At 56.3% G+C, this 24870-nt stretch carries 25 protein-coding genes; 15 read left to right on the forward strand and 10 right to left on the reverse strand.

The window, feature by feature from the left end; translation table 11 throughout:
- Window positions 1–109: 109 nt before the first annotated feature.
- Window positions 110–1861, forward strand: a complete 1752-nt coding sequence (locus tag F506_RS18915; RefSeq protein WP_053199989.1) for a putative bifunctional diguanylate cyclase/phosphodiesterase — start codon at window positions 110–112, stop codon at window positions 1859–1861.
- Between the two features lie 18 nt (window positions 1862–1879).
- Here the strand turns inward: F506_RS18915 and F506_RS18920 are convergent, their stop codons facing one another.
- The 4 genes from F506_RS18920 to F506_RS18935 are packed head-to-tail and all read right to left on the reverse strand — an operon-like array spanning window position 1880 to window position 6611.
- Complete coding sequence (locus F506_RS18920) at window positions 1880–3193, reverse strand: NAD(P)/FAD-dependent oxidoreductase (RefSeq protein WP_053201789.1); 1314 nt, start codon at window positions 3191–3193, stop codon at window positions 1880–1882.
- Between the two features lie 33 nt (window positions 3194–3226).
- Window positions 3227–3952, reverse strand: coding sequence for an ABC transporter ATP-binding protein (locus tag F506_RS18925; RefSeq protein ID WP_053199991.1), 726 nt, complete (start codon window positions 3950–3952; stop codon window positions 3227–3229).
- On the reverse strand, window positions 3949–4725 hold the full coding sequence (locus F506_RS18930) for an ABC transporter ATP-binding protein (RefSeq protein ID WP_053199993.1): 777 nt from the start codon (window positions 4723–4725) through the stop codon (window positions 3949–3951). The genes F506_RS18925 and F506_RS18930 overlap by 4 nt, the downstream gene beginning before the upstream one ends.
- Window positions 4722–6611, reverse strand: a complete 1890-nt coding sequence (locus F506_RS18935) for an ABC transporter permease (RefSeq protein ID WP_053199995.1) — start codon at window positions 6609–6611, stop codon at window positions 4722–4724. The genes F506_RS18930 and F506_RS18935 overlap by 4 nt, the downstream gene beginning before the upstream one ends.
- Window positions 6612–6737: 126 nt before the next feature.
- Here F506_RS18935 and F506_RS18940 point away from each other — a divergent pair, with 126 nt between their 5' ends.
- Both F506_RS18940 and F506_RS18945 read left to right on the forward strand, forming a co-directional pair.
- Window positions 6738–7364 carry a flavin reductase family protein gene (locus tag F506_RS18940; RefSeq protein ID WP_053199997.1) on the forward strand — a complete coding sequence of 209 codons (627 nt, stop codon included), beginning with the start codon at window positions 6738–6740 and terminating at the stop codon, window positions 7362–7364.
- Between the two features lie 28 nt (window positions 7365–7392).
- Complete coding sequence (locus F506_RS18945) at window positions 7393–8358, forward strand: GlxA family transcriptional regulator (RefSeq protein WP_053200000.1); 966 nt, start codon at window positions 7393–7395, stop codon at window positions 8356–8358.
- Here the strand turns inward: F506_RS18945 and F506_RS18950 are convergent.
- Together F506_RS18950 and F506_RS23430 are read right to left on the reverse strand one after the other, a co-directional pair.
- The gene (locus F506_RS18950; RefSeq protein WP_053200002.1) at window positions 8355–9347 is read right to left on the reverse strand and encodes an SLAC1 anion channel family protein; all 993 of its coding nucleotides are present in this window, start codon (window positions 9345–9347) and stop codon (window positions 8355–8357) included. The two genes, F506_RS18945 and F506_RS18950, sit on opposite strands and share 4 nt — an antisense overlap.
- Window positions 9348–9415: 68 nt before the next feature.
- Window positions 9416–9571, reverse strand: coding sequence for a hypothetical protein (locus F506_RS23430; protein WP_158443139.1), 156 nt, complete (start codon window positions 9569–9571; stop codon window positions 9416–9418).
- 53 nt (window positions 9572–9624) lie between these two features.
- Here F506_RS23430 and F506_RS22825 point away from each other — a divergent pair, with 53 nt between their 5' ends.
- From F506_RS22825 to F506_RS22835, 6 genes are all read left to right on the forward strand, one after another.
- Window positions 9625–9948, forward strand: coding sequence for a VOC family protein (locus tag F506_RS22825; protein ID WP_083458042.1), 324 nt, complete (start codon window positions 9625–9627; stop codon window positions 9946–9948).
- A 109-nt stretch (window positions 9949–10057) separates the two neighbouring features.
- A complete protein-coding gene (locus F506_RS18955; RefSeq protein ID WP_053201790.1) occupies window positions 10058–10462 on the forward strand; it encodes an ester cyclase in 405 nt (134 codons plus the stop codon).
- 203 nt (window positions 10463–10665) lie between these two features.
- Window positions 10666–11049, forward strand: coding sequence for an SMI1/KNR4 family protein (locus F506_RS22830; RefSeq protein WP_083457563.1), 384 nt, complete (start codon window positions 10666–10668; stop codon window positions 11047–11049).
- A gap of 73 nt (window positions 11050–11122) precedes the next feature.
- A complete protein-coding gene (locus F506_RS23270; RefSeq protein WP_144424101.1) occupies window positions 11123–11551 on the forward strand; it encodes a hypothetical protein in 429 nt (142 codons plus the stop codon).
- Window positions 11552–11651: 100 nt separating this feature from the next.
- Entirely contained in the window at window positions 11652–12200 is a 549-nt protein-coding gene (locus F506_RS23275; RefSeq protein ID WP_144424102.1) for a hypothetical protein, read from the forward strand.
- Between the two features lie 68 nt (window positions 12201–12268).
- Entirely contained in the window at window positions 12269–12961 is a 693-nt protein-coding gene (locus F506_RS22835) for an SIR2 family NAD-dependent protein deacylase (RefSeq protein WP_083458045.1), read from the forward strand.
- A gap of 206 nt (window positions 12962–13167) precedes the next feature.
- On the opposite strand, the gene F506_RS18965 is transcribed toward F506_RS22835, so the two are convergent.
- The gene (locus F506_RS18965; protein WP_053200006.1) at window positions 13168–14085 is read right to left on the reverse strand and encodes a glutaminase; all 918 of its coding nucleotides are present in this window, start codon (window positions 14083–14085) and stop codon (window positions 13168–13170) included.
- A 138-nt stretch (window positions 14086–14223) separates the two neighbouring features.
- The gene (locus tag F506_RS18970; protein WP_053201791.1) at window positions 14224–15426 is read right to left on the reverse strand and encodes a M20 aminoacylase family protein; all 1203 of its coding nucleotides are present in this window, start codon (window positions 15424–15426) and stop codon (window positions 14224–14226) included.
- Window positions 15427–15706: 280 nt separating this feature from the next.
- Between F506_RS18970 and F506_RS18975 the strand changes: the two genes are divergently transcribed.
- The 4 genes from F506_RS18975 (at window position 15707) to F506_RS18990 (ending at window position 19246) form a co-directional block, all read left to right on the forward strand.
- On the forward strand, window positions 15707–16606 hold the full coding sequence (locus tag F506_RS18975) for a LysR family transcriptional regulator (RefSeq protein WP_053200008.1): 900 nt from the start codon (window positions 15707–15709) through the stop codon (window positions 16604–16606).
- Window positions 16607–17167: 561 nt separating this feature from the next.
- On the forward strand, window positions 17168–17881 hold the full coding sequence (locus tag F506_RS18980; RefSeq protein WP_053200010.1) for an amino acid ABC transporter permease: 714 nt from the start codon (window positions 17168–17170) through the stop codon (window positions 17879–17881).
- Window positions 17878–18534, forward strand: coding sequence for an amino acid ABC transporter permease (locus F506_RS18985; protein ID WP_053200011.1), 657 nt, complete (start codon window positions 17878–17880; stop codon window positions 18532–18534). The genes F506_RS18980 and F506_RS18985 overlap by 4 nt, the downstream gene beginning before the upstream one ends.
- A complete protein-coding gene (locus tag F506_RS18990) occupies window positions 18515–19246 on the forward strand; it encodes an amino acid ABC transporter ATP-binding protein (RefSeq protein WP_053200013.1) in 732 nt (243 codons plus the stop codon). Before F506_RS18985 ends, F506_RS18990 begins: the two co-directional genes overlap by 20 nt.
- Before the next feature lie 106 nt (window positions 19247–19352).
- Here F506_RS18990 and F506_RS18995 read toward each other — a convergent pair whose 3' ends face one another.
- The gene (locus tag F506_RS18995; protein WP_053200015.1) at window positions 19353–21023 is read right to left on the reverse strand and encodes a methyl-accepting chemotaxis protein; all 1671 of its coding nucleotides are present in this window, start codon (window positions 21021–21023) and stop codon (window positions 19353–19355) included.
- Between the two features lie 483 nt (window positions 21024–21506).
- Here F506_RS18995 and F506_RS19000 point away from each other — a divergent pair, with 483 nt between their 5' ends.
- Window positions 21507–22304 carry a transporter substrate-binding domain-containing protein gene (locus tag F506_RS19000; RefSeq protein ID WP_053200017.1) on the forward strand — a complete coding sequence of 266 codons (798 nt, stop codon included), beginning with the start codon at window positions 21507–21509 and terminating at the stop codon, window positions 22302–22304.
- A gap of 557 nt (window positions 22305–22861) precedes the next feature.
- On the opposite strand, the gene F506_RS19005 is transcribed toward F506_RS19000, so the two are convergent.
- On the reverse strand, window positions 22862–23635 hold the full coding sequence (locus tag F506_RS19005; RefSeq protein WP_083458047.1) for an SDR family oxidoreductase: 774 nt from the start codon (window positions 23633–23635) through the stop codon (window positions 22862–22864).
- Between the two features lie 317 nt (window positions 23636–23952).
- Here F506_RS19005 and F506_RS19010 point away from each other — a divergent pair, with 317 nt between their 5' ends.
- Complete coding sequence (locus tag F506_RS19010) at window positions 23953–24705, forward strand: LysR family transcriptional regulator (protein ID WP_235471245.1); 753 nt, start codon at window positions 23953–23955, stop codon at window positions 24703–24705.
- Window positions 24706–24870 lie beyond the last annotated feature (165 nt).

Below are 24870 nucleotides of genomic sequence, written 5' to 3' on the forward strand. Positions count from 1 at the left end.
TTTTTTCGGCAACCGCTATCATGTGCAGTCGACGCGGGTTGCAAAGGGGGTTGCAGCCTGGCGCGGGCAGCAATGCACCCATCATGAAAATTACCTACAGGCAGCAGTAATGGATACCCGAGAGACAGAGCGCATTCTGGCCTTGCAGCAAATCGATGCGCTGGCCGTGCTCGACAGCAAGGTCGCGGACGGACTGGAACACATCACCCAGCTGGCGGCACGGCATTTCAAGGTGCCGATGGCCTTCATCTCGCTGATCGACGGCGAACGCCAGTGGATCAAGCGCAGCGTCGGTCTGGCACTGCGCGAGACGCCGCGCAAGGAATCGTTCTGCGACTACACCATCCGCACCGCCGAACCGATGGTGATCGAAGACACGCTGCTCGATCCGCGCTTCCGCGATTTCCCGCTGGTGACCGGTCCGAGCGCGGTGCGCTTCTATGCCGGTGCGCCGCTGCTGACCGCCGACGGCCACGCCATCGGCAGCTTCTGCATCGCCGACAAGACGCCGCGCACGTTGAGCGAAGACGACCGCGCCCAGTTGCAGCGCATGGCCTCGCTGGTGATGTCGCACTTGTCGCTGCGCCGCGCAGTGGACCGGCTCGATCCGATTTCCGGCATGGCCAATTCGCATCAGCTGGCCGACGAGCTCGATCTGCTGGTCTCGATGGGCGCCGTGGAAAAACGCGCACTGGTCTATCTCGACATGCCCGATGCCGCGGCAGCGCATGACATCGCCAGTGCGCTCGGCGCCGCAGCCTACGACGAACTCATCCGCAATACCGGCCGGCGCCTGCAGACGCTGATGCATGAACATGCCACGGTGTTCCATATCGTCGGCACGCGTTTCGCGCTGCTGTCGCATGCGCATGACGTGGAGAGTTTCCATGCGGTGCTGGACGGCATGGATGAAGCCTTCGATGCGCCGCTGCATATCCAGAACATCCCGCTGAACCTGGCGCTCAACGCCGGCATGGTGAGTTTCAATACCGACCGCGACGGCGTGCTCGATGCGCCGCGCAAGGCGCTGGCGGCGATCAAGCAAGCCCAGAGCGAACAGCGCCGCTGGTCGATCTACAATGAGCAGGAAGACGATACCCACCGGCGTGCATTCCGCTTGCTGAACGATATTCCGCAAGTGCTGCACGCCGATGAATTCCGCCTGGTGTTCCAGCCCAAGCTGGCGCTCGCCGGCAATACTTGCCATAGCGCCGAAGCGCTGCTGCGCTGGACCCATGCCGAGCTCGGCCCGATTTCGCCGGCCGAGTTCATTCCGCTGGTGGAGAAGACTGCGCTGGTCAAACCCGTGACCGACTGGGTCCTGGAAAACGCGTTCCGCCAGATGCGCGCATGGGCCGCAATCGGCAAGCATCCGAAGATTGCACTCAACGTATCGGCGCGCAATCTGGAAGAGCCGAACATCTGCGCCCGCCTGGCCGGACTGTGCAATCGCTACGATATTTCGCCGTCGCAGATCGAGATCGAATGCACCGAAGGATTGTGGATGAACAGCGAAAAGGTGTTGCAGACCCTGCACGACATCCGCAGCCTGGGCATGAGCATTGCGCTCGACGACTTCGGCACCGGCTACAGCAATTTCTCTTATCTGCAATACGTGCCGGCCACCACGGTCAAGCTCGATCAATCGCTGATCCGCAATGTCCACGCCAGCCAGCGCGATCAGCGCATCGTGCGTTCCATCATCGCGCTGGCCAAAGACCTCGACTACCGCATCGTCGCCGAAGGCGTCGAGACGGAAGAGATCATGGGCCTGGTCAAGGAATGGGGTTGCAACGAAGTGCAGGGATATTTCTTCGCGCGGCCGGTGGCGGCGGATGAATTCCTGACTTATCTCACTTGAAACCGACGCAACACGGCATCAGAAACGCCGCGCACTGAACGGCGCCAGGTCGATCTCGGGCGCCTGCCCCGCCAGCAACTGGCCGACCAGGCGACCGGTCCGCGCCGACGAGCCGAGTCCGATGTGGCCGTGGCCGAAAGCGTGGATGATGTCTATGCTGCGCGACGACGGTCCGATACAGGGCAAGCCGTCCGGCATGCTGGGGCGACGTCCCAGCCAATAGCGCACGCGGTTCGCCGGCAAATCGCGCGGCAATGCCGGGAACAGCTTCAACGCGAGGTCGCGCATGATCTCGGCGCGGCGCCAGTCGGGTGCGGCGTCGAAGGACGCGATCTCGACCTGTCCCGCGACGCGCAAGCCTTCTGCGGTCTGCGTGGCAATGACCTTGCGGTCCATGATCATCATCGGCGTGCGTGGCCGGCCCTCCGGCGCGAGCACCATGGCGTGGTAGCCGCGTTCGGTTTCCAGCGGGATCTTGTCGCCGGCCTTCGCGGCCAGTGCCTTCGACTGTGCGCCGGCGGCGATGACGGCGGCGTCGCAGGCGATTTCACCGGCATCCGTCAGCACCGCCGCCAGCTTCTCTCCTTCAAAACGAAAACCTGTTGCAGTCGCCGCCGTCAGGCGTGCCCCGCGTGCGCAGGCGTGCGCGGCCAGCGCCGCGATATACGCGCCGGGATTGCGGCAATGCCCGGCTTCCGGAATCAGCACGCCGAAACCGTAGGCCGGGTCGAGGTCCGGTTCGCGCGCATGCAGCTCCTGCGCCGACAACTCCTGCCAGCCGATGCCGAGCTTGCGGCGAATGCCCCAGCCCCTTGCGTCGGCTTCGAAGTGCTCGCGCGAACGATAGATGTGCAGCAGGCCGCCGAGATCGATCATGTCGCCGACGCCGGCCTGGTCCGCGATTGCCTTGTGCAGCGACGCCGCGCCCTGCAGCAGCGGCCGCAATGCCGCCGCAGTAGCGCTGATGCGCGCGGTCGTGGAACCGGCTACCAGGTAGCGCAGCAGCCACGGCAAGGTGCGCGGCAGGTAGCGCCAGCGCACCGACAGCGGCCCCAACGGATCGGCGAGGAAGCCGGGCAGCTTCTTCCACACGCCCGGCTCGGACGGTGGCAACACTGAATGCGAAGACAGCCAGCCGGCGTTGCCGTAGCTGGAGGCATGCTCGCCGCCGGGCCGGCCCGGATCGGCGATGGTCACCTGCAAGCCCTGGTCGAGGGCATGCAGCGCGCTCATCAGGCCGACTGCGCCGGCGCCGATGACGACGACGTGGCGCGTGGACGGCGCAGCGGGAGTTTCTGAAGAGGAAGCAGAGGAAGCGGAGGAAGCGGGCATGGTCATGAGCGCGAGTATACCCAGTTTGCCAAACTACACCGCCAGGTAAGCGCGCCGCACGGCGTCGTCGCGCGCCAGCTCCGCCATCGTGCCCTGGTAGCGGATATGACCGTTTTCCAGGATGTAGGCACGGTCGCTGACCAGTCCGGCGAAATGCAGGTTTTGCTCGGACAGCAGGATCGCCATGCCGGCCTGCTTCAGCCGCAAGATCATGTTGGCCATCTGTTCGACGATCACCGGCGCCACGCCTTCGGACGGTTCATCCAGCAGCACCAGATAGGGATTGCCCATCAGCGTGCGCGCCACCGTCAGCATTTGCTGCTCGCCGCCGCTCATGCGGCCGCCGGCGCGCTGCGGCATTTCGCCGAGATTGGGGAACAGTTCGAACAGCTGCTGCGGCGTCCACGCGAAGGCATCGGGCCGCGGCGGCTGGCGGCCGACTTCAAGATTCTCTAGCACGCTCAGTTCGGAAAAGATGCGACGGTCTTCCGGTACATAACCCATGCCCATGCGCGCAATCGTGTGCGGCCGGGCGCGGCTGATGTCCCGGCCGCGGAACACGACCTTGCCGTCGGCGCGGTCGAGCAATCCCATGACCGCCTTCATCGTGGTCGACTTGCCGGCGCCGTTGCGTCCCATCAGCGCCACCACTTCACCGCGCCCGACTTCGAAGCCGACGTCGAACAGGATGTGCGCCTGGCCATACCAGGCGTTGAGGTTTTCCACCCGCAGCAATGTGTCTGCCTTCACGCCGGTCATTGCGCCTCCTGCCCGAAGGTTGTTCCGGAGCCCAGATACACCTCCTGCACCTGCGGATGATTGCGGATGGTCTCGCCATCGCCTTGCGCGATGATGCGGCCGCGCGCCAGCACGATCATGCGATCGGCGAAGGCGAACACCACGTCCATGCTGTGTTCGGTAAACAGCACCGCGAGCTTGCGTGCGACCACCAGCTCCCTGGTCAAGGCCATCAGTTCGTTGCGCTCGCCGGGCGCCATGCCGGCGGTGGGTTCATCCATCAGCAGCAGGCGCGGACGGTTGGCGAGCGCGATCGCCAATTCGACGCGCTTGACGTCGCCATAGGCCAGCACGCCGCAGGGACGTTGCGCCTGTGCGGCCATGCCGACCTGGGCCAGCAATTCCATCGCCTCGTCGCGATACATGCCTGCCGCAGGACGCCACAGGCTGAACAGCTTGCGCTTGCGCGAGACTAGCGCCATCTGCACGTTTTCGATCACCGTCATGGAACTGAAGGTGGCGGAGACCTGGAAGGTGCGGCCGACGCCGAGACGCCAGACGTCGCGCGGCTTCATGCTGCGGCGTGCATTGCTGATCTCGCGCCCGTCGAAATGCACCGAGCCGGCGTCGGGCCTGTACTGACCGTTGAGGATGTTGAAGCAGGTCGACTTGCCGGCGCCGTTCGGCCCCAGCAAGGCCAGCAACTGGCCTTCGGGCAGATCGAACGACACGCCGTCGAGCGCCCTGACGCCGCCGAAATTCTTGCCTAGATCGCGTACTTGCAGCAGGCTCATGCGACCTCCTCGTCATTCTTGCGCCATCTGTTCGAGACACTGGCGATCCCGCCCGGAAACAACAACACCAGCGCGAGGATCACCAGGCCGAGCAAGGCGCGCCAGTAATCCGTCTCGCGCGCGATGACGTCCTGCAGCCAGGTGAACACCGCGGCGCCGGCCACCGGTCCGGACAGCGTCTGGATGCCGCCCAGCATGACCATCACGAGACCGTCGACCGATCGGTTCACGCTGATCGCTTCCGGCGAGATACTGCCCTTGGAAAACGCAAACAACGCACCGGCCATGCCGCAGAACAGTCCGGCGACGATGAAGGCCATCCATTGCACGCGCTTGACGTCGATGCCGATGGCCTCGGCGCGCAATGGCGAATCCCGTCCGGCGCGCATGGCATGGCCGAACGGCGAGAACAGCACGCGCCGCAGCAACAATACGCCGGCCACGCTGAACGCCAGCGCCAGGTAGTAGAAGGCGGTCGGCGACGATGCCCACGCCGCCGGCCAGATGCCGACCAGGCCGTTGCTGCCGCCGGTGACCTCATCCCACTGGAACACGATGGCCCAGACGATCTGCGCGAACGCCAGCGTCAGCATCGCCAGATAGACGCCCGACAGCCGCACGCAAAACCAGCCGAACAGCAGCGCACCAATGGCGCCCGCCAGCGGGCCGGCGATCAGCGCCATCTCCATCGGCAAACGCAGGCCGGTCAACACCAGCGCCGCCGCATACGCGCCCAGTCCGAAATAGGCGGCATGGCCGAAGGAATGCATGCCGCCCGGCCCCATGATGAAATGCAGACTGGCGGCGAACAGCACGGCGATCAATATTTCCACCAGCAGCACGCTCAGGTAGGGGAAGCTGCCGGCCAGCAGCGGCGCCGCCAGCAACAAGGCCAGACCGGCCAGGCCGAGGCCGCGTTGCAGCTTGTTTGCCGGGCGCAGCGGCGCTTCCGGCGGACCGGCGACGCGGCTGGCGACCTGCGGCTTGCCCAGCAGGCCCCAGGGACGCAGCACCAGGATCAGCGCCATGACGAGGAATTCCGCCACCAGCGTCAGCTTCGACAGCGAGACGACGACGCCGGCAATCGAGACCTGGCCGAAGGCGACGCACAGCGCCTTGATCTCGGCGATCAACAACGCCGCCAGGAAAGCGCCGCCGATCGAACCCATGCCGCCCACCACGACCACGACGAAGGCGTTGCCGATGGTTTCCAGGTCGAGCGCCAGCGTGGCCGGCATGCGCGGCCCCTGCAGCGCGCCGCCCAGGCCGGCAAGGAAGCAACCCAGCGCAAACACGCCGGTGAACAGCCACGACTGGTGGATGCCGAGGGCGCCGGCCATTTCGCGGTCCTGCGTCGCCGCGCGGATCAGCGTGCCCCAGCGTGTGCGGTTGAGCAGCAGCCATAGCAGGCCGAGCACGGCCGGGCCGATGACGATCAGCACCAGGTCGTATTGCGGCAGGCGGCGTCCGAGCAATTCCACCGAACCGGCCAGGCCGGGAGCGCGCGGACCGAACAGGTCTTCCGGTCCCCACAGGTAGAGGGCGGCGTCTTTCAGCACCAGCACCAGCGCAAAGGTGGCCAGCAACTGGAACAGTTCGGGTGCGCGATAAATGCGGCGCAGGACGGTGATCTCGACCAGCGCGCCGAGCAGCGCCACGGCGCAGGCCGACAGCAGCACCGCGCTCCAGAAGCCGACGCCGCTGGCGCCGATCAGGCTGACCAGCGTGTAGGCAATGAACACGCCGAGCATGTAGAAGGAGCCGTGGGCGAAGTTGACGATGCGCGTGACACCGAAGATCAGCGACAAGCCGGCCGCCACCAGGAACATGGCGGAGGCGTCGGCGAGGCCGTTGATCAGTTGTACTGCGAGGCTGGAAAAAGTCATTGCATGCATTTGCCGGAGGACGGCGGTGCGGCCTGTGCGTACGCCATCGGGGAATATTGGGCTAGAGTATACGATGCCGCGCCGCCAAACGTGCCGTGCGCCCGTCCCAACAACAATGGAGTCTGCATGTTTCTCGATTTTTCCCAGGTTGATCCGCGCCAGGCGTATAGCTGGCTGGCCTCGGCCGTCATCCCGCGGCCGGTGGCCTGGGTGTCCACCGTGTCGGCCGCGGGCGTGAGCAATCTCGCTCCCTTCAGCTTCTTTCAGATGATCACCGGCAAGCCGCCGACGGTGATGATTTCACCGCTGGTGCAGCGCGACGGCAGCATCAAGGACACCGTGCGCAATGTGCAGGAAACCGGCCAGCTGGTGGTCAACCTGGTCAGCTTCGACATGGCTGACGCCATGAACGAGACCTCGTTTTCGTATGACGCCGACGTCAGCGAATTCGAACGCTGCGGCATCGCCTCCGCGCCCTCGACGCTGGTGCTGCCGGCGCGCGTCGCCAACGCGCCGGTCAGCCTCGAATGCGAACTGGCCAGCTGCACGCCCTATCCCGCCGATGCGCCATCCTGCCACATCGTGCTGGGCCGCGTGCTGGCCGCGCATTTTGACGAGAGCATCCTCAACGACAAGCAACTGCCCGATCCGGTCAAACTCAATTTGCTGGCGCGCATGGGCGGCGACTGGTACGGCCGCACCCGCAGCGATGCCAACTTTGAATTGTCGCGTCCGCGCGGCTGGGCGAAATAAGAGAAAGCATGGAAGAAAGCGTGAAACAATGAAGAAGCTGACCCTGGTGGTCTTTGACGGAGTACAAGCGCTGGACGTGGCCGGCCCCCTGGACGTGTTCTCCGAGGCCAACCTGCTGCTGCCGGCCAGGGATCATTATCAGATCACGCTGGTGGGCGAACGTCCCGACAGTGTCATGTGTTCCAGCGGGATGGAGTTCCGGGTGCATGTCGACTATCCGAATTTTCATGCCGACAGCGACTTGCTGCTGGTGGCCGGCGGCCCGCGCGTACCGGAATACCGGCCGGACGCCGCCTTCATGAACTGGCTGAACGAACGCGTGCGCGGCGCCGCGAAATTCGGTGCGGTCTGCAACGGCGTCTTCCTGCTGGGACACGCCGGATTGCTGGCCGGCCGGGAAGTGACGACGCATTGGGACCATGCCGAGCGCCTCTCCAGGCAATTTCCCGAACTGAACGTCCGGCCCGACAAGATATTCGTACGCGACGGCAATCTGTTCACCTGCGGCGGCGTCACCGCCGGCATCGATTTGTGCCTGGCGCTGGTGGCCGAAGACTGGGGCCATGAGCTCGCCGTCAAGGTGGCCAAGCGCCTGATCGTCTACATCCGCCGCGAAGGCGGACAATCGCAATACAGTCCTTATCTCGCCGTCGGACCGGGTGAGGATTCGCTGGTGGCCAAGGTGCTGAAGTACGTGACCGATCACATCAGCGACGCTCTCACCATCGAAGAAATCGCCGACGCGGTCGGCGTCAGCCGCCGCACCTTTTCGCGCGCCTTCGCCAAGCATGCAAACGTGACGCCGTCGGTATTCGTCGAGCAGGTGCGTATCGACTTCGCGCGCAAGCTGCTGGAAGAGACCGACGTGCCGCTGAAGACCGTCGCCTTCCGCTGCGGCTTCAGCAACGCGACGCAGATGCGCATGATCTTTTCGCGTCAGCTGAACACCACGCCAAAGGCGTACAGGGACGGCTTTCGCGCAGGCCGGGACTAGGCGCTCAGCAAGCGCCCGGTCAACAAAGCGTGCAGCGTGCGGAACGACAGTACGGTAACCGACGTGGTCAGCACGAACAGCAGCAGCGCGGCGATGAAGCCCAGCCCCTTCCCGCCCACCGCACCGGCGTAGACAAACGCCGCATTGGTCATGGCCGCCATCGGAAAGCCGATGCCCCACCACGTCGCCGAGAACGGCGCCGGCTTCACCAGCAGGCGATACAGGATGATCGCAAACAGGAACAGGCCGAAGTAGAACAGCAGCGCGGCGAACATGTCCACTTTTTGCGCGAGGTTGACGTAGGCGATGAAACCGACGGCGAACGGCGCCATCAGGATCATCTTCGAAGGACGCATGGCGGCGCCGAGCGGATCGTGATGAACCAGCCGCGAGAAAATGAGGATGAAGAAGACAATCGCGCTGACACTGCCGATGGCGGCTCCCAACAAGTTCACCTCATGCGTCCAGCCCGCCGTGAAGCTGCCGCCCGTCACAACGATGTCGAGGCTGCCGACGCCGCCAATCAGCCAGGCGGGCACTGCACTCGTCGGTGCGGCGTTGCCGTTGAGCAGGCGCGAGATCATCAGCGCGCTCAGGACCAGCGTGATAAGGGTGCCGATGCACCAGACCACCAGCTGGGCGGCGCTGCTGTAGCTGCCGATCACACTGGAGAGCAGCATGATGCTGATGCCGACGGTGCCGAAGAAACTGCCGATGACGGGATGCGAAAATTCCGCCTTCACCAATTCCGGATGCAGGAGCAGTTTGCCAAGATAGGACAGCGCCAGCACGGCGAACAAGGCCAGCGCAACGACGCCGATGGTGTCGGACACGGCAGGAGTGACGCCATAGGCCTTGCCGGCAAGACGCCAGGCCAGCGCCAGGCCGGCGATGCTCATGACGGAGCCGAACAGGCTGACCGGAAGATGACGAACGGATTGCGTTCGCGCTGCCGGAGTGGCGGCGCGACTGGTTGAGGCAGTTTCCATACAGACTCCATGTGGGATGCGGTGTGTCACCGGATGTCTGGATTCTGCACCAGCGCTGCAGGCGTGATTCATCGCTGCCGGCGCTTGTCCCAAAAGCGTTCCCGGTTGTCCCGAAAACGATCAGGGGTGTTGTGATATGACACGGCGCCGGCGTGGAACGATGCGACGGCGCAGATCGGATCGGTGATCAGTGTCTTGCCGGAGCGGGAAATGCCGATCGACATGCAGACCAACATGCCGACCTGGCCGCTCGCCGGGCCGGGAAGGAACTGGCGCGTTGCGGGAGTTCCTGAAGTTTTTGCGCGACAAAAAGAAAAGGCCTACCGGTGTTGAGCTGCGATTCTGCGACCTAGGCAAACCATGGGCAGGATGGCATAGTGCAGATCAAGCAGGGAACGGACAGAGGGTCGCCTTCGCAGCGGCTTCCAGGGCCGCTGTTCGGGCGGCGTATGAGATCGCCCTGGAAAATGATGGTGCATGCGAGGAGCCGCCAGGATTGCGCCATCAATACCATGCCAATTACTACGGCGCGTATTTTCGAGACCCAGAAGGGAACAAGCCATGCGTTGCTTGCCATGCCCCAGCATTCAAAGGCTCATGACATTCTTTAAGACAGAAGACACAACAGACGTATGTAGTCCGGCAGAGGTAAGCAAAGGAAGGATTCAATATGGAAAATGCCAAAACGGTAACGAATGGAGACTCCTACGATGCATGAGACATCACAAGAACCAGCGACTGCCGGCATGTACAAGCAATACATTGCCTGCCTGAATGCCCGTGCCTGGAACGAGCTTGGCGAATTCGTGGCCGCCGATGTGATCCACAATGGGCGCCCGCTCGGGTTAGGTGGCTACAGGGCCATGCTTGAAGAGAACGTTCGAGACATCCCGGACCTTTATTTCAACGCCGATCTCGTCGTCGCTAACGAGAGTCATATCGCCTCACGGCTACGTTTTTCCTGCACGCCTGTCCGAGAGATCCTCGGCGTTCCGGTCAATGGACGGCATATCGTGTTCCACGAGCATGCTTTTTACACGTTGCGAGCAGGGAAGATCATAGAAGTTTTCTCGGTCATTGATAAGATGGCAGTTGAAGCGCAAGTAAGACCCTAGCACGGCTACTCCCTTCACGATTAGCGTTCCCGACGATCGCCTGGTGCAAATCAGATAGAAGATCGGCCCCTACGATCGGCGTCGAAAAGTAGTGCCTCGCCATCTTGCCGATATCATGTTCATGGGAGAGCTTTGCGGCTAGGGTGATGTGTCCGCAATCGGCCAGTTGCAGACTTCTCTCCTAAAGCCAAGAGCATAAAAATATGAACGAAGTTGATGCAAAAAATAGCCCCTTTCGCCTCCCGACAGACTTGGAGATTGATGCTGCTGAAAATAGTTTAGGGATGAAATTTCATCCGGACTATCGAAAGTTTCTTCTTAGTGGAGGAGACGTAGCGAATGCAGTGTTCACTCCAGCAGTCGTTTTGCCAGGGTCGGGATACTGTGACTTGGTGGAGATTGCAGAAACCGCATGGAAAGTGATGGGAGTTCCTCGTCACTATTTACCGTTTATCGAAGATAACGGCGACTATTTTTGCATTACGTCTGACGGAGATATTGTGTATTGGTCTCACGACGGCGCAACAAGCGAACGATGGTCAACGCTCGAGCTGTGGTATCAACAGGTATGCGTGGAACGAAAGTGAATTAGCTCGTCCGCTTCCAGCCACTAGCAGCCATTGAGTTGTCGTTACAATGCTACGCGAGGAGAAGAAAAATATGCTCGATAAGTGGATCAAGGCACTGCGGTTTCCTGAAGTGGAAAAGCATTGGCAGAGAAAAATCGATGATCGCTTTGTTCTTGTCTTTGATACCGATTTAAATACATTTTCCTTGTACGACAACCACGAACTAAGTTGCCAATTTACTTGGACAAACATACTTGAAATTCAAGTGCTGCAAAGAAGTGAGTTTCCTCCCTTAGTCTGGAAGATCATTGCGGATCACGGCGAATGGCTCATACCGATGGGCGGAAGATACGCCGAAGTATTGGAAGAAAGAATTGATCATCTTCCAGATTACTCACGACAGCAGAACGTGGAATTGCGTCCCCCTTCCGGCTTTAAAACAGCTATATCTCAATGGAGAAGAAACAATACGCTGCCGTTTCGACCAGATGTTGATTGGGATGAGATTGGCTACATATAGACAAAAAATTATTCTCAAATCCATCGTAAGTATTCGCCAGAAGAGGACTGCAATCGGCCAGAAACAGACTCTCCTGTAACGAAGAATGTATTGGCGCATCATGAACGAATACGAAAAAAATAATCGTGCAAGACTCATCCAATTATTATCGAAGATTCCATCTCAACCGTGTCCGCCTGGCTGGCGAAAGACCGGTACATTCGCCGTTGGGGGACTAACCGAAATAGGCTTCTCGCAACGATCCGAGTTGCTTTTGGTTGTTTCCAGCGCCGGCAGAGGTGTGATCGATTGCACGCAGGGGAGAAAAATTGCACGTGACGACCAGGTCGATGGCGACTGGTATTCCGCATGCTCCTTGATTTGTGAAGGCATCGGCCCCTTAAAAGACGAGCGGGTACAACTGGCCGGATTAGCAGGTGGTGGCTTACCACTTTCCAACAAAAGCGGCGAGTCGTTAGAAAGTGCGGCGCCGAACTGGCCTAATTCGATTTATTCTTCTGTGGTCCCTATAAGTCTGCTTTGGTCGAAGGCCATCAGACAGGCTGTGTACATATCGCATCTGACGACTTCCGTGCATTTGGATTTTCGTTTAGCGGAAACTCATTTGTCTTCGCCACTAGCAGCGATATCACAGTGTTTAGCAAGCTAATGGGGTGACCGCTTCCGGCCAGAACCAGCCAGTCATACTTATTAAGTGGTTTATTGCCATAGAAAAATATGAAAGAGAAAGTCCTCATCTTCAGTGGTTCAGGTGTAAGTGCCGAAAGCGGCCTTAGGACCTTTCGCGACATGGGGGGATTGTGGAACGAATATGCCGTCGAAGAGGTTGCTTCCCCTGAAGGATGGACCAAAAATCCTGAACTCGTTTTGAGTTTTTACAATGAGCGTCGACGAGCTGTTTTATCCGCTAAACCCAACGAGGCGCATAGTGCAATCGCTCGTTTGGAGGATTTCTTCGATGTTGTTGTAGTTACTCAAAACATTGATGATTTACACGAACGGGCTGGCTCATCCATCGTAATTCACCTTCATGGCGAAATATTGAGGGCGCGCAGCTCCCTCGACCCAAACTTGACCTATCAGCTGGATGCGCCAACCTTAGAAATCGGCGATATATGTGAAAAGGGAAGCCAGTTGAGGCCTGATGTTGTGTGGTTCGGAGAGGAAGTAAGATTTATGAGGGAGGCGGAAAAACACTTCGCAAATGCGGAAAAGATAATTACTGTTGGGACCTCTCTAACCGTCCATCCGGCCGCCGGCTTACTGAAGAAAGCAAAATTCTCATCAGAGAAATACATAGTCTCTGTTGATGCAATGCATCCGCCGTATGGGCATAGGTTTTTAAGAGGTAGTGCAACTACGGTCGTTCCCCATATTGTGAATTGCTGGATAGAAGGCCGAAAACCCTGAGCCGTTGGTTCTAACGAACATCCGCAATCGGCCAGGAGCGGACTTGTCAGACAATTTCAAAATTGAATAAAGTCTTGGCGAGTTATAAGAATTGCTCTTTAATTCTCTCAAGAAATAGAAAGTGGGTTAGATTTCTACGAACTTGATTTCCATCTTGCCTCAGCAGCACAAAGTTACATGAGCTAGCCACGAACACTGCCCAACCTTTATGCGAATACCGTTTTATGCATTTCGATGGCGAACAGTTCGACTGCTTTGATAGCCGCAATCGAAGTCCCTGTCTTATCTAATGGTGGCGACCAGGCGCATACCGCACCAAATCGTGGAATCACTGCCAGCACACCTCCACCAACGCCGCTCTTAATTGGCAAACCAATGCTGAAGGCGGTTTCGCCAGACGCTTCATAGGTGCCGCTGCTCATCATTAGGGCACAGACTTGTTGTACTTGGCGAGATTGAAGAATCTGTCGACCATCGCGATCGACGCCGGCGTTCGCCAGGAAAAGTGCAGAAACTGCCAAGTCTCGACAGCTGGCTGCGATCGCGCACTGGGCACAATACGCACTTACCACCTCATCAACTGCGTTGTTGAAGTTGTTAAAGCTTTTCATCAGATAGGCAGCGGCCTTGTTGCGGTGAGCAAAAGCGAATTCGCCTGCCGCCACTTCCGTGTCATAGTTAATACTTGGATTGCCAGAGAGCTCACGCATAAGTGTAACGACCGCTCGTTCCATTTGCGTATTTCGGCTATAAAGCAAATCCGATACAACTAGCGCACCAGGATTCAGAAATGGATTACGCGGCTTACCAGACTCCAGTTCCAGCTCCAACAATGAGTTGAACTGGTTTGAGCTAGGTAACCTGCCGACACGCATCCACAACGAATCTCCCTCACGACTCGACGCTAACACGAGAGCGAAGAGCTTTGAAATACTTTGAATGGAGAACGGTTCATCTGCATCACCCGCCGTATAGACATTTCCATCTAGGGTGGCCACAGCAAAACCGAATTTGGATGGGTCTACACGCATCAGTGGAGGTATATAGCCGGCTAGCTGACCTTGCGTGGCGAGCGGCCGCGCTTGGATAGCGACCCGGTTAATACAGTCTTGAATATCATGCATTTGGTAACAGGTTTTACTTTCCAGTTGTTGGATGAGGAGACTCCTGCGGTCGCTTCGCGGAATTCTGAATCCAACCTCTCACTGTCTTAAACATAAATCTATTGCCATCAATGGGTCATACATCGGCGTTACCGGATGTTATCCTTGGCTCGTCAATGCCAATAAACGTTCGGTCAGCCTGACCCAGTAGGTGGCGCCAATTGGCAACAGGTTATCGTTGAAATCGTAGCTGGTATTGTGCAGCATGCATGGCCCCAATCCGTGGCCGTGATCGCGGTGGCCGCCGTCGCCGTTGCCGATCAGGGCGTAGCAGCCGGGCTTGGCGAGTAGCATGAAAGAAAAATCCTCGGAACTGAGAGGTGCTTCGATATCAGCATCAACGTTTTCTGCACCAACAACATCGCGCATGACTTCGACACAAATGGCAGTTTCTGCGCGATGGTTGATAGTGGGCGGATAGTTGCGATTGAATACGACTTCTGCGTCACAGCCGAAACCATGTGCCAAATGTTCTGACATTTCGCGCATGCGTGACTCAATCAGATCGAGCACGTCAATCGAGAACGTGCGCACCGTGCCCCCGATCCAGCCGAAATCGGGAATGACGTTGCTGGCTTCACCTGCCTGCATTTGAGTAATTGATAATACGGCGGCATCATTGGGACGCTTGTTGCGCGTCAAGATAGTTTGCAATGCCTGCGACAACGCCGCCATCGCCGCCACCGGATCAATGGAATGCTGTGGCAACGCGGCATGCGATCCTTTGCCACGCAAAGTGATCTTAAACTCATTGCTAGATGCCATGATGGCACCCGAGTTAACGCCGAAAGAACCAAGTGGCATGCCCGGCCAGTTGTGAATGGCGTAGACCGATTCCATTTCAAATTGCTCGAACAAACCGTCCGTGATCATACTCGCAGCACCACCTTTTCCCTCTTCCGCAGGTTGAAATATAAGATAGACGGTGCCGTCAAAATTGCGTGTCGCATTGAGATGCCAAGCTGCGGCCAGTAACATCGCGGTATGTCCGTCATGACCGCAAGCATGCATTTTTCCTGCATATTGAGAGGCATGTTCGAACCTGTTTAACTCCTGAATCGGCAGCGCATCCATGTCAGCGCGCAAACCGATGGCGCGCGTGCTGTTGCCGTTCCGAATGATGCCGACCAAGCCCGTACCGCCTAAGCCGCGGTGTACCGGAATCCCCCAGTTTTTCAAGCTGGCGGCAATAGCATCGGCGGTTCTTACCTCCTCAAAAGCCAACTCGGGATGAGCATGTAAATCGCGTCGGATGTGTGAAAATTCGGCACGTGAAGTTTCAATTTCTTTTATTAAATTCATATTTTGCATCGTATAATTTGAATGGTTGACATGTTGTCAAGGTCGTTCCGGCAATCACATTTCACGCATGTAAACCTGTCGACGCATTTCAGATTGACCTGAACATCAGAGCGGCAGCAAATAAGGGCGGTAGTATCTGGACAAGAATGAACCCCCGAAAATAAGAACGGGGAAGAGGCCGGGATTGGAAAGTATTGGAGGCCGATTGTAGGTACGTTCCCCAGACTTGAAAATTACTGTTTTTGTATAGATAAAATACCTTCAAGGTATATCGCTCATCATGGAAATCCGACATCTTCGCTACTTCTTAGCCGTCGCCGAGCACGGTAGTGTGGCCGAAGCGGCGCGCAAACTGAATATCGTCCAGCCGGCGCTCAGTCGCCAAATTCACGATCTGGAAGAACAATTGGGAACCCAATTGTTCCAACGCAGCATCAGAGGCACCCAGCTCACGGTAGCCGGTGCGCAATTTATGAAAGATTGCAGCAAATTGTTGATCGATCTTGAGGACGCCAAGAAGCGCGCCCTGCGCGCCGCTTCCGGCAAGCTCGGCTCGCTGCGCATTGGTATCTCTCCCAATCACACCGCCCATCCTGAATTATTGAGACGACTGCGTCGATTCCGCGAAATATTCCCTGATGTTGCATTGATGCTGGAACCGGCGTTGTCGCCACGGCAGTTGCTGGACGTCAAAGAAGAACGTATGGACGGGGGCTTTATCGCGTTTCGCGATCTTGCTGACAAACAGTTATCCGGTATAAAGGTATTGCGCTCGGGGTTGATGCTTGCGGTTTCGAGCGATCATAAGTACGCGGGACAACCACCTGATCGGCTCAGTGAAATGAAGGATGAGCCTTGTGTCTGGTTCCCGCGTGATCGCGCTCCCGAGTATCACGATTATCTGATACAGCAGTGCATGGCCGCAGGTCTGACGCCCAAACAAATTCTTGTCGGAACGGACGTTGGCTCTACTCTGGGTATGGTTGCGGCCGGCATGGGCTACTCCATCGTATCGGAAGCATCGAAATACAATAGCCCTAGCGGCGTCGTGCTGCATCAGCACGCCGACATACCTGATGTCCATGATGTCGAATTCATTTTCCTCAGCGAAAATGATTCGCCTATTCTGCGAGCCTTCGCGGAAGTCATGAATGATGGTGGATCCCATAGCAAGTCGTAAAAGACCACGAGAGCGACTCGCATCGCACCAAGTTTATGGTCCGGTGCATCGTCAGCAATGTCCTTCACTGGCTTGATCCGACTCGTCGCATGAGACCAACAACATGACAATCCCACCGGCTATAGCTAATCCAAGCATCTATACTTAACAAGCATAGAAACAATAGCAAAACAGTAATTTTCAAACCGCCGACTTCTGCATATGCTCTGATAATAATGAAAAATATTGCAATATCGGAAGCTTGAAAAGGGACCTGAGTCTTTACCTGGCGATTATCTTTTTTCAATCGTTTCCGGTCAGCATAGGAGACCGACAAACCAGAAAATATAGAACATGTTCTGACCGATTTTTCCGTCAAACATGATTTCGTCCATTTTCCATTACGTTTTTGCTTCACTCATTTGAATGGGGCACCCAGCTCAGAACTGCTGGGCCGTTACGGCATATCTGTCACGCGACTAAAAGTCTCAGCCAATCGTCGGCAGGGAGGCTTGAGCGCTCGGGAGTCGACACGTCTAAAGATTAAATATAACGGCTAACATTTACCTAGCGAGAAGTTTGATGATCTACCAGTTCGATTTTTCTTCTGTCCTCGAGTATACAAAGGTGCTTGAACAAGGCGTGTTGATGACGATACGATTAATCGTCGTCGGCGGTGTTGCAGGCGTCACACTTGGTATCTTCGGCGCTTGGGCGCGCACTCAAGGGCCACGCTGGCTCAAGCTGATTATCAGCGCTTATGTAGAGTTGATCCGTAATACTCCTTTTCTGGTCCAACTATTTTTTATCTTTTTCGGTCTGCCTAGTATCGGCGTGACGATCACCGAATTACAGGCGGCGATTATCGCCATGGTGATCAATCTCGGCGCGTACAGCACCGAAATAATCCGTGCCGGCGTATCCGCAATTGCGCGCGGTCAAATTGAAGCAGCGCTGAGTCTGTCGATGACGCGACTACAGGTTTTCCGCTATATCATCCTGCGCCCCGCTTTACAAAAAGTCTGGCCAGCACTGTCGAGCCAGATCGTGATTGTCATGCTCGGCTCGTCGATATGTTCACAGATTTCAGTAGAAGAATTGTCGTTTGCCGCTAACTTCATCCAGAGCCGCAACTTCAGAGCCTTCGAAGCCTATTTGGTCACCACTCTTATCTACCTGATCATGGCGATTCTGTTGAGGCAGATCTTGCATTACATAGGAAGACGTTTCGTATTTCATCGACCCAGTGTCGAAGCACCGAAACCCATCGCCATTCTCAAGGGAGGCCAGGCATGAGCAGCTTCACGATCTGGGACATTGTCCGCAATTTATTACTGGCGCTCCGTTGGACAGTGGCATTGTCCCTACTGTCGTTCTTGTTAGGCGGCACGCTAGGTCTCGTGCTTCTGTTCATGCGCAATTCCAGATATCGCATCCTGCGCGACATCATCCGCGTCTATATCGAAGTGTTCCAGGGCACACCGCTGCTAATGCAATTGTTTCTGGTGTTCTTCGGTATTGCACTGTTCGGTACCGAGGTGTCTGCTTGGCTCGCTGCCGGCGTAGCACTAACGTTATGGAGCGCCTCCTTTCTCGCAGAAATCTGGCGTGGTTGCGTCGATGCAATTCCACGTGGCCAATGGGAAGCTTCAGCCTGTCTGGCGATGAATCGCTTTCAGCAAATGCGCTATATCGTTTTGCCACAAGCACTGCGTGTCGCCATTCCTCCCACTGTGGGTTTTGGCGTTCAAATCATCAAGGGAACGGCGGTCACCTCGATCATCGGATTTGTCGAGTTATCTAAGGCCGGCACCATCATCACCAACGCCACGTTTCAACCGTTCATCGTCTTCGGGCTGGTCGGTCTTATGTACTTCGTGCTGTGCTGGCCGCTGTCAAAATATAGTCAATTCTTGGAAAGGAAGTTCAATGTCGCTCATCGTCATTGAGAACGTCAAAAAGAGTTACGGGAACAATGCTGTCCTCAGAGGCATCGACCTTGAAATCAATGCCGGCGAAGTCATTGCCATCATCGGCAAAAGCGGCTCCGGAAAAAGCACACTGCTACGCTGTATCAACGGGTTGGAAACCATCGATGAAGGTTTGATCAGCGTCGGTGATGTTCTGCTTGGCCGTAGTGAACGCGAGTTGCGCGAATTGCGTCTGCGCGTGGGCATGATCTTCCAGCAGTTCAATTTGTTCCCCCATCTGAGCGTAGGCCGCAACGTCATGATCTCTCCGATTATCGTCAAGGGCGCGAAAGAGCAGCAGGCGCGAGAAATCGCACAACAAAATCTGACACGTGTCGGCCTCGCGGAAAAATTCGACAGTTATCCCGATCAGCTCTCTGGCGGCCAGCAGCAGCGTGTCGCGATTGCGCGAGCACTGAGCATGCAACCGAAAGCCTTGTTATGCGACGAAATTACCTCGGCGCTTGACCCGGAGCTGGTCAACGAAGTATTGGGTGTAGTGCGCAAGCTTGCTACCGAAGGCATGACGCTGGTCATGGTTACGCATGAAATGCGCTTTGCACGTGAAGTGTGCGACCGCGTGGTATTCATGCACCAAGGAAGAGTGCATGAAATTGGGCCACCGGAAGAATTTTTCAGCAAACCAAAGACCCCTGAGCTCCAACAATTCCTCGGTATGGTCAGTGTCTGATCTCCTGAATGGACACAGAACAAAGGCCATTTTTCAACGCCGGCATTCATGAGGATGCCGGCGTTTTTTTAGATGAAGCCAGGTTGGATCGGATTGGCGACAGGTATCAAGCGCGCAATAGTTTTCTGAGACTTGCTCCATTCTTCGGTGCAGACAATGCGGGCGAGGCTGGAGATGCTGTTGTCGCCACATGCGATGCCGCGACATTGCTGTCGGCAACCAGCGCTGATGAATCTGTGATGAACACGCTAACCAGCTTGGCAAGATTGGCCGCTTGCTGTTGCATTGCGTCGGCAGCCGATGCGGCTTCCTCCACCAGCGCAGCATTTTTCTGCGTCACATGATCAAGCTGCGTGACGGTATCATTGACTTGCTCTATACCTTCGGCTTGTTCCTGGCTGGCCTCGCTGATTTCATGCACGATGGAGGTTACGCGCTTGACGCTGGTGACAACATTGGCCATTGTGGCGCCGGCGCGTTCCACTTGCATGCTGCCGTTGCTTACCCGCTTGACCGAATCATCGATCAGCGCTTTGATTTCTTTGGCGGCGGCTGCCGAACGCTGTGCCAAGCTACGCACTTCAGATGCAACTACCGCAAAACCTCTACCCTGTTCACCTGCACGCGCGGCTTCAACGGCCGCGTTCAAAGCAAGGATATTGGTCTGGAAAGCGATACCGTCAATCACGCTGATGATATCAACGATCTTCTTCGAGGATGCATTGATTTCCCCCATGGTCTGCACCATGTCATCGACGGCATTACCTCCTTCGATCGCGATGCTTGAAGCGGAACTGGCAAGCTCACTGGCTTCGCGCGCGTTGTCCGCGTTGCTGCGTACGGTCGAGATCAGTCCCTCCATCGCAGATGCTGTCTCCTCAAGTGCGCTGGCTTGCGATTCGGTGCGAGAGGACAAATCCATGTTTCCTGCGGCAATCTCACGCGACGCTGTCGCGATGGTGACGGTGCCGGTACGCACGTTATTGACGATATTCCGGAGATTGGTATTCATGGCCTGCAATGACATCAGCAATTGCCCGACCTCATCCGTCCTCTTGATCTGGATCTCCGTAGTCAAATCTCCATCAGCTACCTTTCTCGAAATTTCCACTGCCTGCCTGAGAGGCCGAACTATACTCAGTGTAAGCAGCCACGCACACGACACGCCAAAAAGCAGCGCAGCGATTTCTACAATCAGCAAAAGAATACGGCTTTGGGCGGCGATGACATCAATCTGCAGAGAAGTCTTGTCGATTTCGGCTTGCTCCCATTCGAGCAGTTTTTGCAATGTTGCCTGATAGCGCTTAGAAGCAGGCACGAATTCTTGCACCAGAATCTGATTTCCTTCCTCGGCGTCGCCATTGGATTTGAGCTCCATCAAATGAAAATTGATTTTGGCGTAGTTGACCTGCTGTTCCAGCACCTGCCTGTAGAGCTCCTTTTCTTCGTCGCTGACCAGCAAGGATCCGATCTGCTTTTGCAAGGCAACGGCATCTTTTTTTGCGATTAAATCTTCATTAAGAAAAAACGCATTGAGCATTTGGTCCGTGCTGCGCAAAATCGCGATCGTACGCAAAATTCCCCCACGCAGATTCGTGTTGAGGGCCGAGATCAATCGTTCCTTGCGTACCGATTCGTCAACCATGGCGCGCGTCACCTTTGACACTACCTGCATGCGCCAGATGCCGATGCCGGTACTGACGATGGATAGTGCCAGAATGATGGCAAAGCCGATGGCCAGACGATCTCCGATTTTCATGTTGCTCAAGCGTTTCATTCTTCCTCCTTGATATTTGACGCAATTGCTGCGTTGAGTGACCTCCGGCTCAACGTTGCGTAGCGATCTGCATCACACTTCCCCGATCCTTTTACGGTATGTGAGAAAGTTGGAAATAGTTTCCCCGATCATTTCAGCTGCATCGACTTGGCATAGATTTGCTATCGCCAATCACTAAAATTGGGGCACTGACGATTTAAGCCGGTTCCCAATACTTATAAGGGTTTCAAGGAAGTTTTGCTTATACTTTAAAAACATGAAATCTATGCCTAAACGGTAGTTTACATAGCGTGATCGCACTCCTAAACTTGCCGTCGCAATAACGGAAAACCGAACTAGGTGTTCATCACGTCACTTGATGGCTTCAGGCTTAATTTTTTATCGCTGTTCTTGTTCTGGCATTGCTGTGTCTTTCTTGCGGTCGCTTACCGTGCACCTCATTATCTGAAGTGCGTTTTACTACATGTTTAATTTGGGGAAGAAATGAAATTCGCGAAACTTCTAGTGCTTTTCTCTGCCATTACCTTGGCTTTGGCCGCGTTCGGTGTGCGTGCCGATGCGCTATCCGACATCACTAAATCCGGCACCATCCGTATCGCGGTCCCTCAAGATTTTCAACCGTACGGCTCGGTCAATTCTGATTTGCAGTTGCAAGGACTTGATATCGACGTTGCCCGACTCGTCGCCAAAGGTCTCGGCGTCAAAGTGGTGTTGGTTCCGGTTGCGAGTGCTAACCGTATTCCTTACTTGCAAACGCACAAGGTCGACTTGGTAATTTCGACATTAGGCCGTAACGCCGAACGCGACAAAGTGTTGGACTTTACTCAGCCATACGCGCCGTTCAACAATAGCCTGTTCGGTGCATCGGAGATCAAGGTTAGTGGTCCGTCGGACATGGCGAATCAGACCGTCGGCGTGGCGCGCGGCACTTTTGAAGATATTCAGTTGACCAAGACTGTGCCGGCGAGCACGGTGATCAAGCGTTATGAAGACAATAATACGTTGATCTCCGCCTATGTCTCGGGCCAGGTCAAATTGATAGGCACCGGCGACTTTGTGGCGATCACGCTCGGCGAAAAGGATCCCGACCACAAACCTGTCTTTAAATACACGATTCAGGAATCGCGATGTGTGATCGGCCTTAACAAGGGCGAAGCGCCATTGCAGGCTAAGGTCAACGAGATTCTGACAAAATCCAAGAAGTCGGGTGAGCTTAATGCTCTCGTCAAGAAGTGGTTGAATGCGCCGCTGCCGGAAAAACTGGCAACTACCTACGAGTAAAGCGATGCAAGTGACTAGCACTCACGATATTTTTTGGACCGGACAGTCGCTCCTTAAATGTCGTGCCAAGTCTTCTCAGGAGCGGCACTAATTTTTTCTTCGACGATGACTAGAGCCTAGCCGGGATTGATCTGGTGTAGTCCTAGTACATATCTATCGGGGGTCTCAGGATTTACGATCTTTAGCACCTGATCCTCCGGCCTGTTTCCACGATACGATGATGTTAGTGTCCCGAAGTTCGTCAATTCAATAAGTACCCGTATTCATTGTCACGTTACGGCCACCTGATTAACATTCGTCGAAAATTGATTCCGCTATGCCGTTTCAAAAGTCAAAAGCCACCTGTATGGGTGGCTTTTGACTTTGGAGCACTCGCCGTATTCCGTCCGCAAGCGGCCAGAAACCGACTTATCGTGCCGTTGAATGCTTTGCATAAAGTGGACACTAATGTACGCTGAAGCACGAGGATTGGAGATCGGCTCAGCGTAGACTAGCAGCGAACGGCGGTCGTAGCTTTGCGAAGCCTTGTTTGCTCCGCAAAGCCGGTGAAGAGTAGATCAAGATACGCTTGCCACCAGATTTTCACCGCCCGATACCTCGAGGACAGTGCCGGTGACGTAAGGGTTGGTCATCAGAAACAGGGCAGCGTGAGCAATATCCTCCGCCTGGCCTGCTCGTCGCGCAGGAAAAGATTCTTCCACTTTCTTCTTCAAGCCTGCACGTGCCTCCACAGGCAGAAAACCCCACATGTCCGTGTCGATGAATCCCGGACGAATCGTGTTGACGCGTGTCGGGGCCAATTCGACAGCAAGGGAGCCGGACAATGCCTCCACGGCCGCAAAGGCGGAAGTGACTGCAGTGAAGCCGAGTTTAGGCCGCACGGCCATGCCGCCACTGAGGAAGGTGATCGAGCCATGAGCGCGCAGATTGGGCGCTGCATATCGTGCACAGGCCCATGTTCCCAGGAACTTACCTTCCATATAGCTGCGGACCCCGCTCATATCCGCATCCATGAACACGCCCCAGCTTCCAATATCCGGCGCTGCCGTGACGACGAGGTGATCGAACGGTCCAATCGCCTCGAAAGCGCTTCGAACGCTTGATTCGTCGCCCATATCGAGGCTCACCTGCTCGAATCCGATCAGGTCCGGACGACTCTGTGCGGAGGCAACGCGGCGGCTGGCCACGATCACGGTCGCCCCGGCAGCCTGCGCACCTCGCGCTATTCCCTGGCCAATACCGCTTTTCCCGCCAACTATCACTACCTTCTTTCCAGCCAGGTTCAAGGATGGAGCCGACATTGCTTCTGCATTACGGTTTGCTGCATTCATGGTTCAAGTCCTTTTGCTCGATATTGGGTCACCCCAGGTATCCCAGGCCGTTACAGCGCAAGCAAACGTCGAGGTCACGTTACCGCTGAACACCTGGAAACAGGGGCCGAACTGTCGTCAGGGAATCTGCCACGCAGCCGTTCGGCAGGCAGGGGCGGATTCTCTGTTTGCCAGCGAGTGAATGGTAATTTAAGAAAAATTAATCGATAATCAGCAGAAATTGAATTTCAATAATTCTAAATTAGAATAAATAGGCGCCCGTAACAGCATCAGCGCGCCTGATGCATATGGATAAAAACGGCATCAACGGAGCAGTAATGAACAAATATCAGGAGCTGACTGCGTTCGTAGCGGTCGTCGAGGCAGGCGGCTTTTCTGCCGCTGCTCGCCGCATCGACGATTCGCAATCGTCGGTCAGCAAGGCTGTGGGCTCATTAGAGAGGCGCCTTGGCGTTCGCTTATTCAACAGGAGCACGCGTAGGGTGACCTTAACTGACCATGGGCGCAAATACTATGAGCGCACCAAGCCATTGCTCGAAGAGATGGAGCAGGTTGACGGCGAACTGATGAACAGCACGCTTGAAACTTCCGGTTTGGTCAAAATCGCCACCTCGTCGACCTTCGGAAGGTTGCATGTGCTTCCGCTAGTTCCTAAATTGCTGTCGCTCTATCCGCAGATCCGGCTTGATCTCCATCTGTCTGACGGCGTGAGAGATTTGCTGGCAGACGGCGTCGATCTGGCTATCCGGATAAGCCCGGCCCGGCATCCCGATGCGGTCGTCAAGCGGGTGGCGACTACCTCGTTGGTGTGTGTTGGCGCCCGCAGCTACTTCGAGCAGCATGGCACTCCCACCAGTCCTGCCGATCTGGCCCATCACAACTGTCTAATCTACAACGAGATGAATGAATGGCCGTTCACTGGCCCACAAGGGCCGTTCAGCGTACCGGTAAGTGGCAATCTTTCCTCAAATACGCTGGAGACGATCCTGTCGGCCGTAAGTGCCGGTGTAGGCATCGGCATGTTCAATCGTGCATCGCTGGTGGCGAACTGCAGCATCCGGACATTATGACAATCCTCGGTACTTTCATCGATGAGGCGCGGGACATCAGCTTGGTCTGGCCTCGACGGAAATACATCTCTGCACGACTCAGGGCAGTCACAGAATTTTTCGAAGAAAACCTGGCTGATCAAATTTAAAATTGCCACATCAAGGGGCCTGCTTTGATGGGGTAAT

It is taken from the genome of Herbaspirillum hiltneri N3 (assembly GCF_001267925.1).
GTDB classification, from domain to species: Bacteria; Pseudomonadota; Gammaproteobacteria; order Burkholderiales; family Burkholderiaceae_D; genus Herbaspirillum; species Herbaspirillum hiltneri.

Bases quoted from the DNA above. Each gene is read 5' to 3' on its own strand.
- F506_RS18915 (WP_053199989.1), top strand. From the start codon at position 110: ATGGATACCCGAGAGACAGAGCGCATTCTGGCCTTGCAGCAAATCGAT.
- F506_RS18920 (WP_053201789.1), bottom strand. From the start codon at position 3,193: ATGCCCGCTTCCTCCGCTTCCTCTGCTTCCTCTTCAGAAACTCCCGCT.
- F506_RS18925 (WP_053199991.1), bottom strand. From the start codon at position 3,952: ATGACCGGCGTGAAGGCAGACACATTGCTGCGGGTGGAAAACCTCAAC.
- F506_RS18930 (WP_053199993.1), bottom strand. From the start codon at position 4,725: ATGAGCCTGCTGCAAGTACGCGATCTAGGCAAGAATTTCGGCGGCGTC.
- F506_RS18935 (WP_053199995.1), bottom strand. From the start codon at position 6,611: ATGACTTTTTCCAGCCTCGCAGTACAACTGATCAACGGCCTCGCCGAC.
- F506_RS18940 (WP_053199997.1), top strand. From the start codon at position 6,738: ATGTTTCTCGATTTTTCCCAGGTTGATCCGCGCCAGGCGTATAGCTGG.
- F506_RS18945 (WP_053200000.1), top strand. From the start codon at position 7,393: ATGAAGAAGCTGACCCTGGTGGTCTTTGACGGAGTACAAGCGCTGGAC.
- F506_RS18950 (WP_053200002.1), bottom strand. From the start codon at position 9,347: ATGGAAACTGCCTCAACCAGTCGCGCCGCCACTCCGGCAGCGCGAACG.
- F506_RS23430 (WP_158443139.1), bottom strand. From the start codon at position 9,571: ATGTCGATCGGCATTTCCCGCTCCGGCAAGACACTGATCACCGATCCG.
- F506_RS18955 (WP_053201790.1), top strand. From the start codon at position 10,058: ATGCATGAGACATCACAAGAACCAGCGACTGCCGGCATGTACAAGCAA.
- F506_RS22830 (WP_083457563.1), top strand. From the start codon at position 10,666: ATGAACGAAGTTGATGCAAAAAATAGCCCCTTTCGCCTCCCGACAGAC.
- F506_RS23270 (WP_144424101.1), top strand. From the start codon at position 11,123: ATGCTCGATAAGTGGATCAAGGCACTGCGGTTTCCTGAAGTGGAAAAG.
- F506_RS23275 (WP_144424102.1), top strand. From the start codon at position 11,652: ATGAACGAATACGAAAAAAATAATCGTGCAAGACTCATCCAATTATTA.
- F506_RS22835 (WP_083458045.1), top strand. From the start codon at position 12,269: ATGAAAGAGAAAGTCCTCATCTTCAGTGGTTCAGGTGTAAGTGCCGAA.
- F506_RS18965 (WP_053200006.1), bottom strand. From the start codon at position 14,085: ATGCATGATATTCAAGACTGTATTAACCGGGTCGCTATCCAAGCGCGG.
- F506_RS18970 (WP_053201791.1), bottom strand. From the start codon at position 15,426: ATGAATTTAATAAAAGAAATTGAAACTTCACGTGCCGAATTTTCACAC.
- F506_RS18975 (WP_053200008.1), top strand. From the start codon at position 15,707: ATGGAAATCCGACATCTTCGCTACTTCTTAGCCGTCGCCGAGCACGGT.
- F506_RS18980 (WP_053200010.1), top strand. From the start codon at position 17,168: ATGATCTACCAGTTCGATTTTTCTTCTGTCCTCGAGTATACAAAGGTG.
- F506_RS18985 (WP_053200011.1), top strand. From the start codon at position 17,878: ATGAGCAGCTTCACGATCTGGGACATTGTCCGCAATTTATTACTGGCG.
- F506_RS18990 (WP_053200013.1), top strand. From the start codon at position 18,515: ATGTCGCTCATCGTCATTGAGAACGTCAAAAAGAGTTACGGGAACAAT.
- F506_RS18995 (WP_053200015.1), bottom strand. From the start codon at position 21,023: ATGAAACGCTTGAGCAACATGAAAATCGGAGATCGTCTGGCCATCGGC.
- F506_RS19000 (WP_053200017.1), top strand. From the start codon at position 21,507: ATGAAATTCGCGAAACTTCTAGTGCTTTTCTCTGCCATTACCTTGGCT.
- F506_RS19005 (WP_083458047.1), bottom strand. From the start codon at position 23,635: ATGAATGCAGCAAACCGTAATGCAGAAGCAATGTCGGCTCCATCCTTG.
- F506_RS19010 (WP_235471245.1), top strand. From the start codon at position 23,953: ATGAACAAATATCAGGAGCTGACTGCGTTCGTAGCGGTCGTCGAGGCA.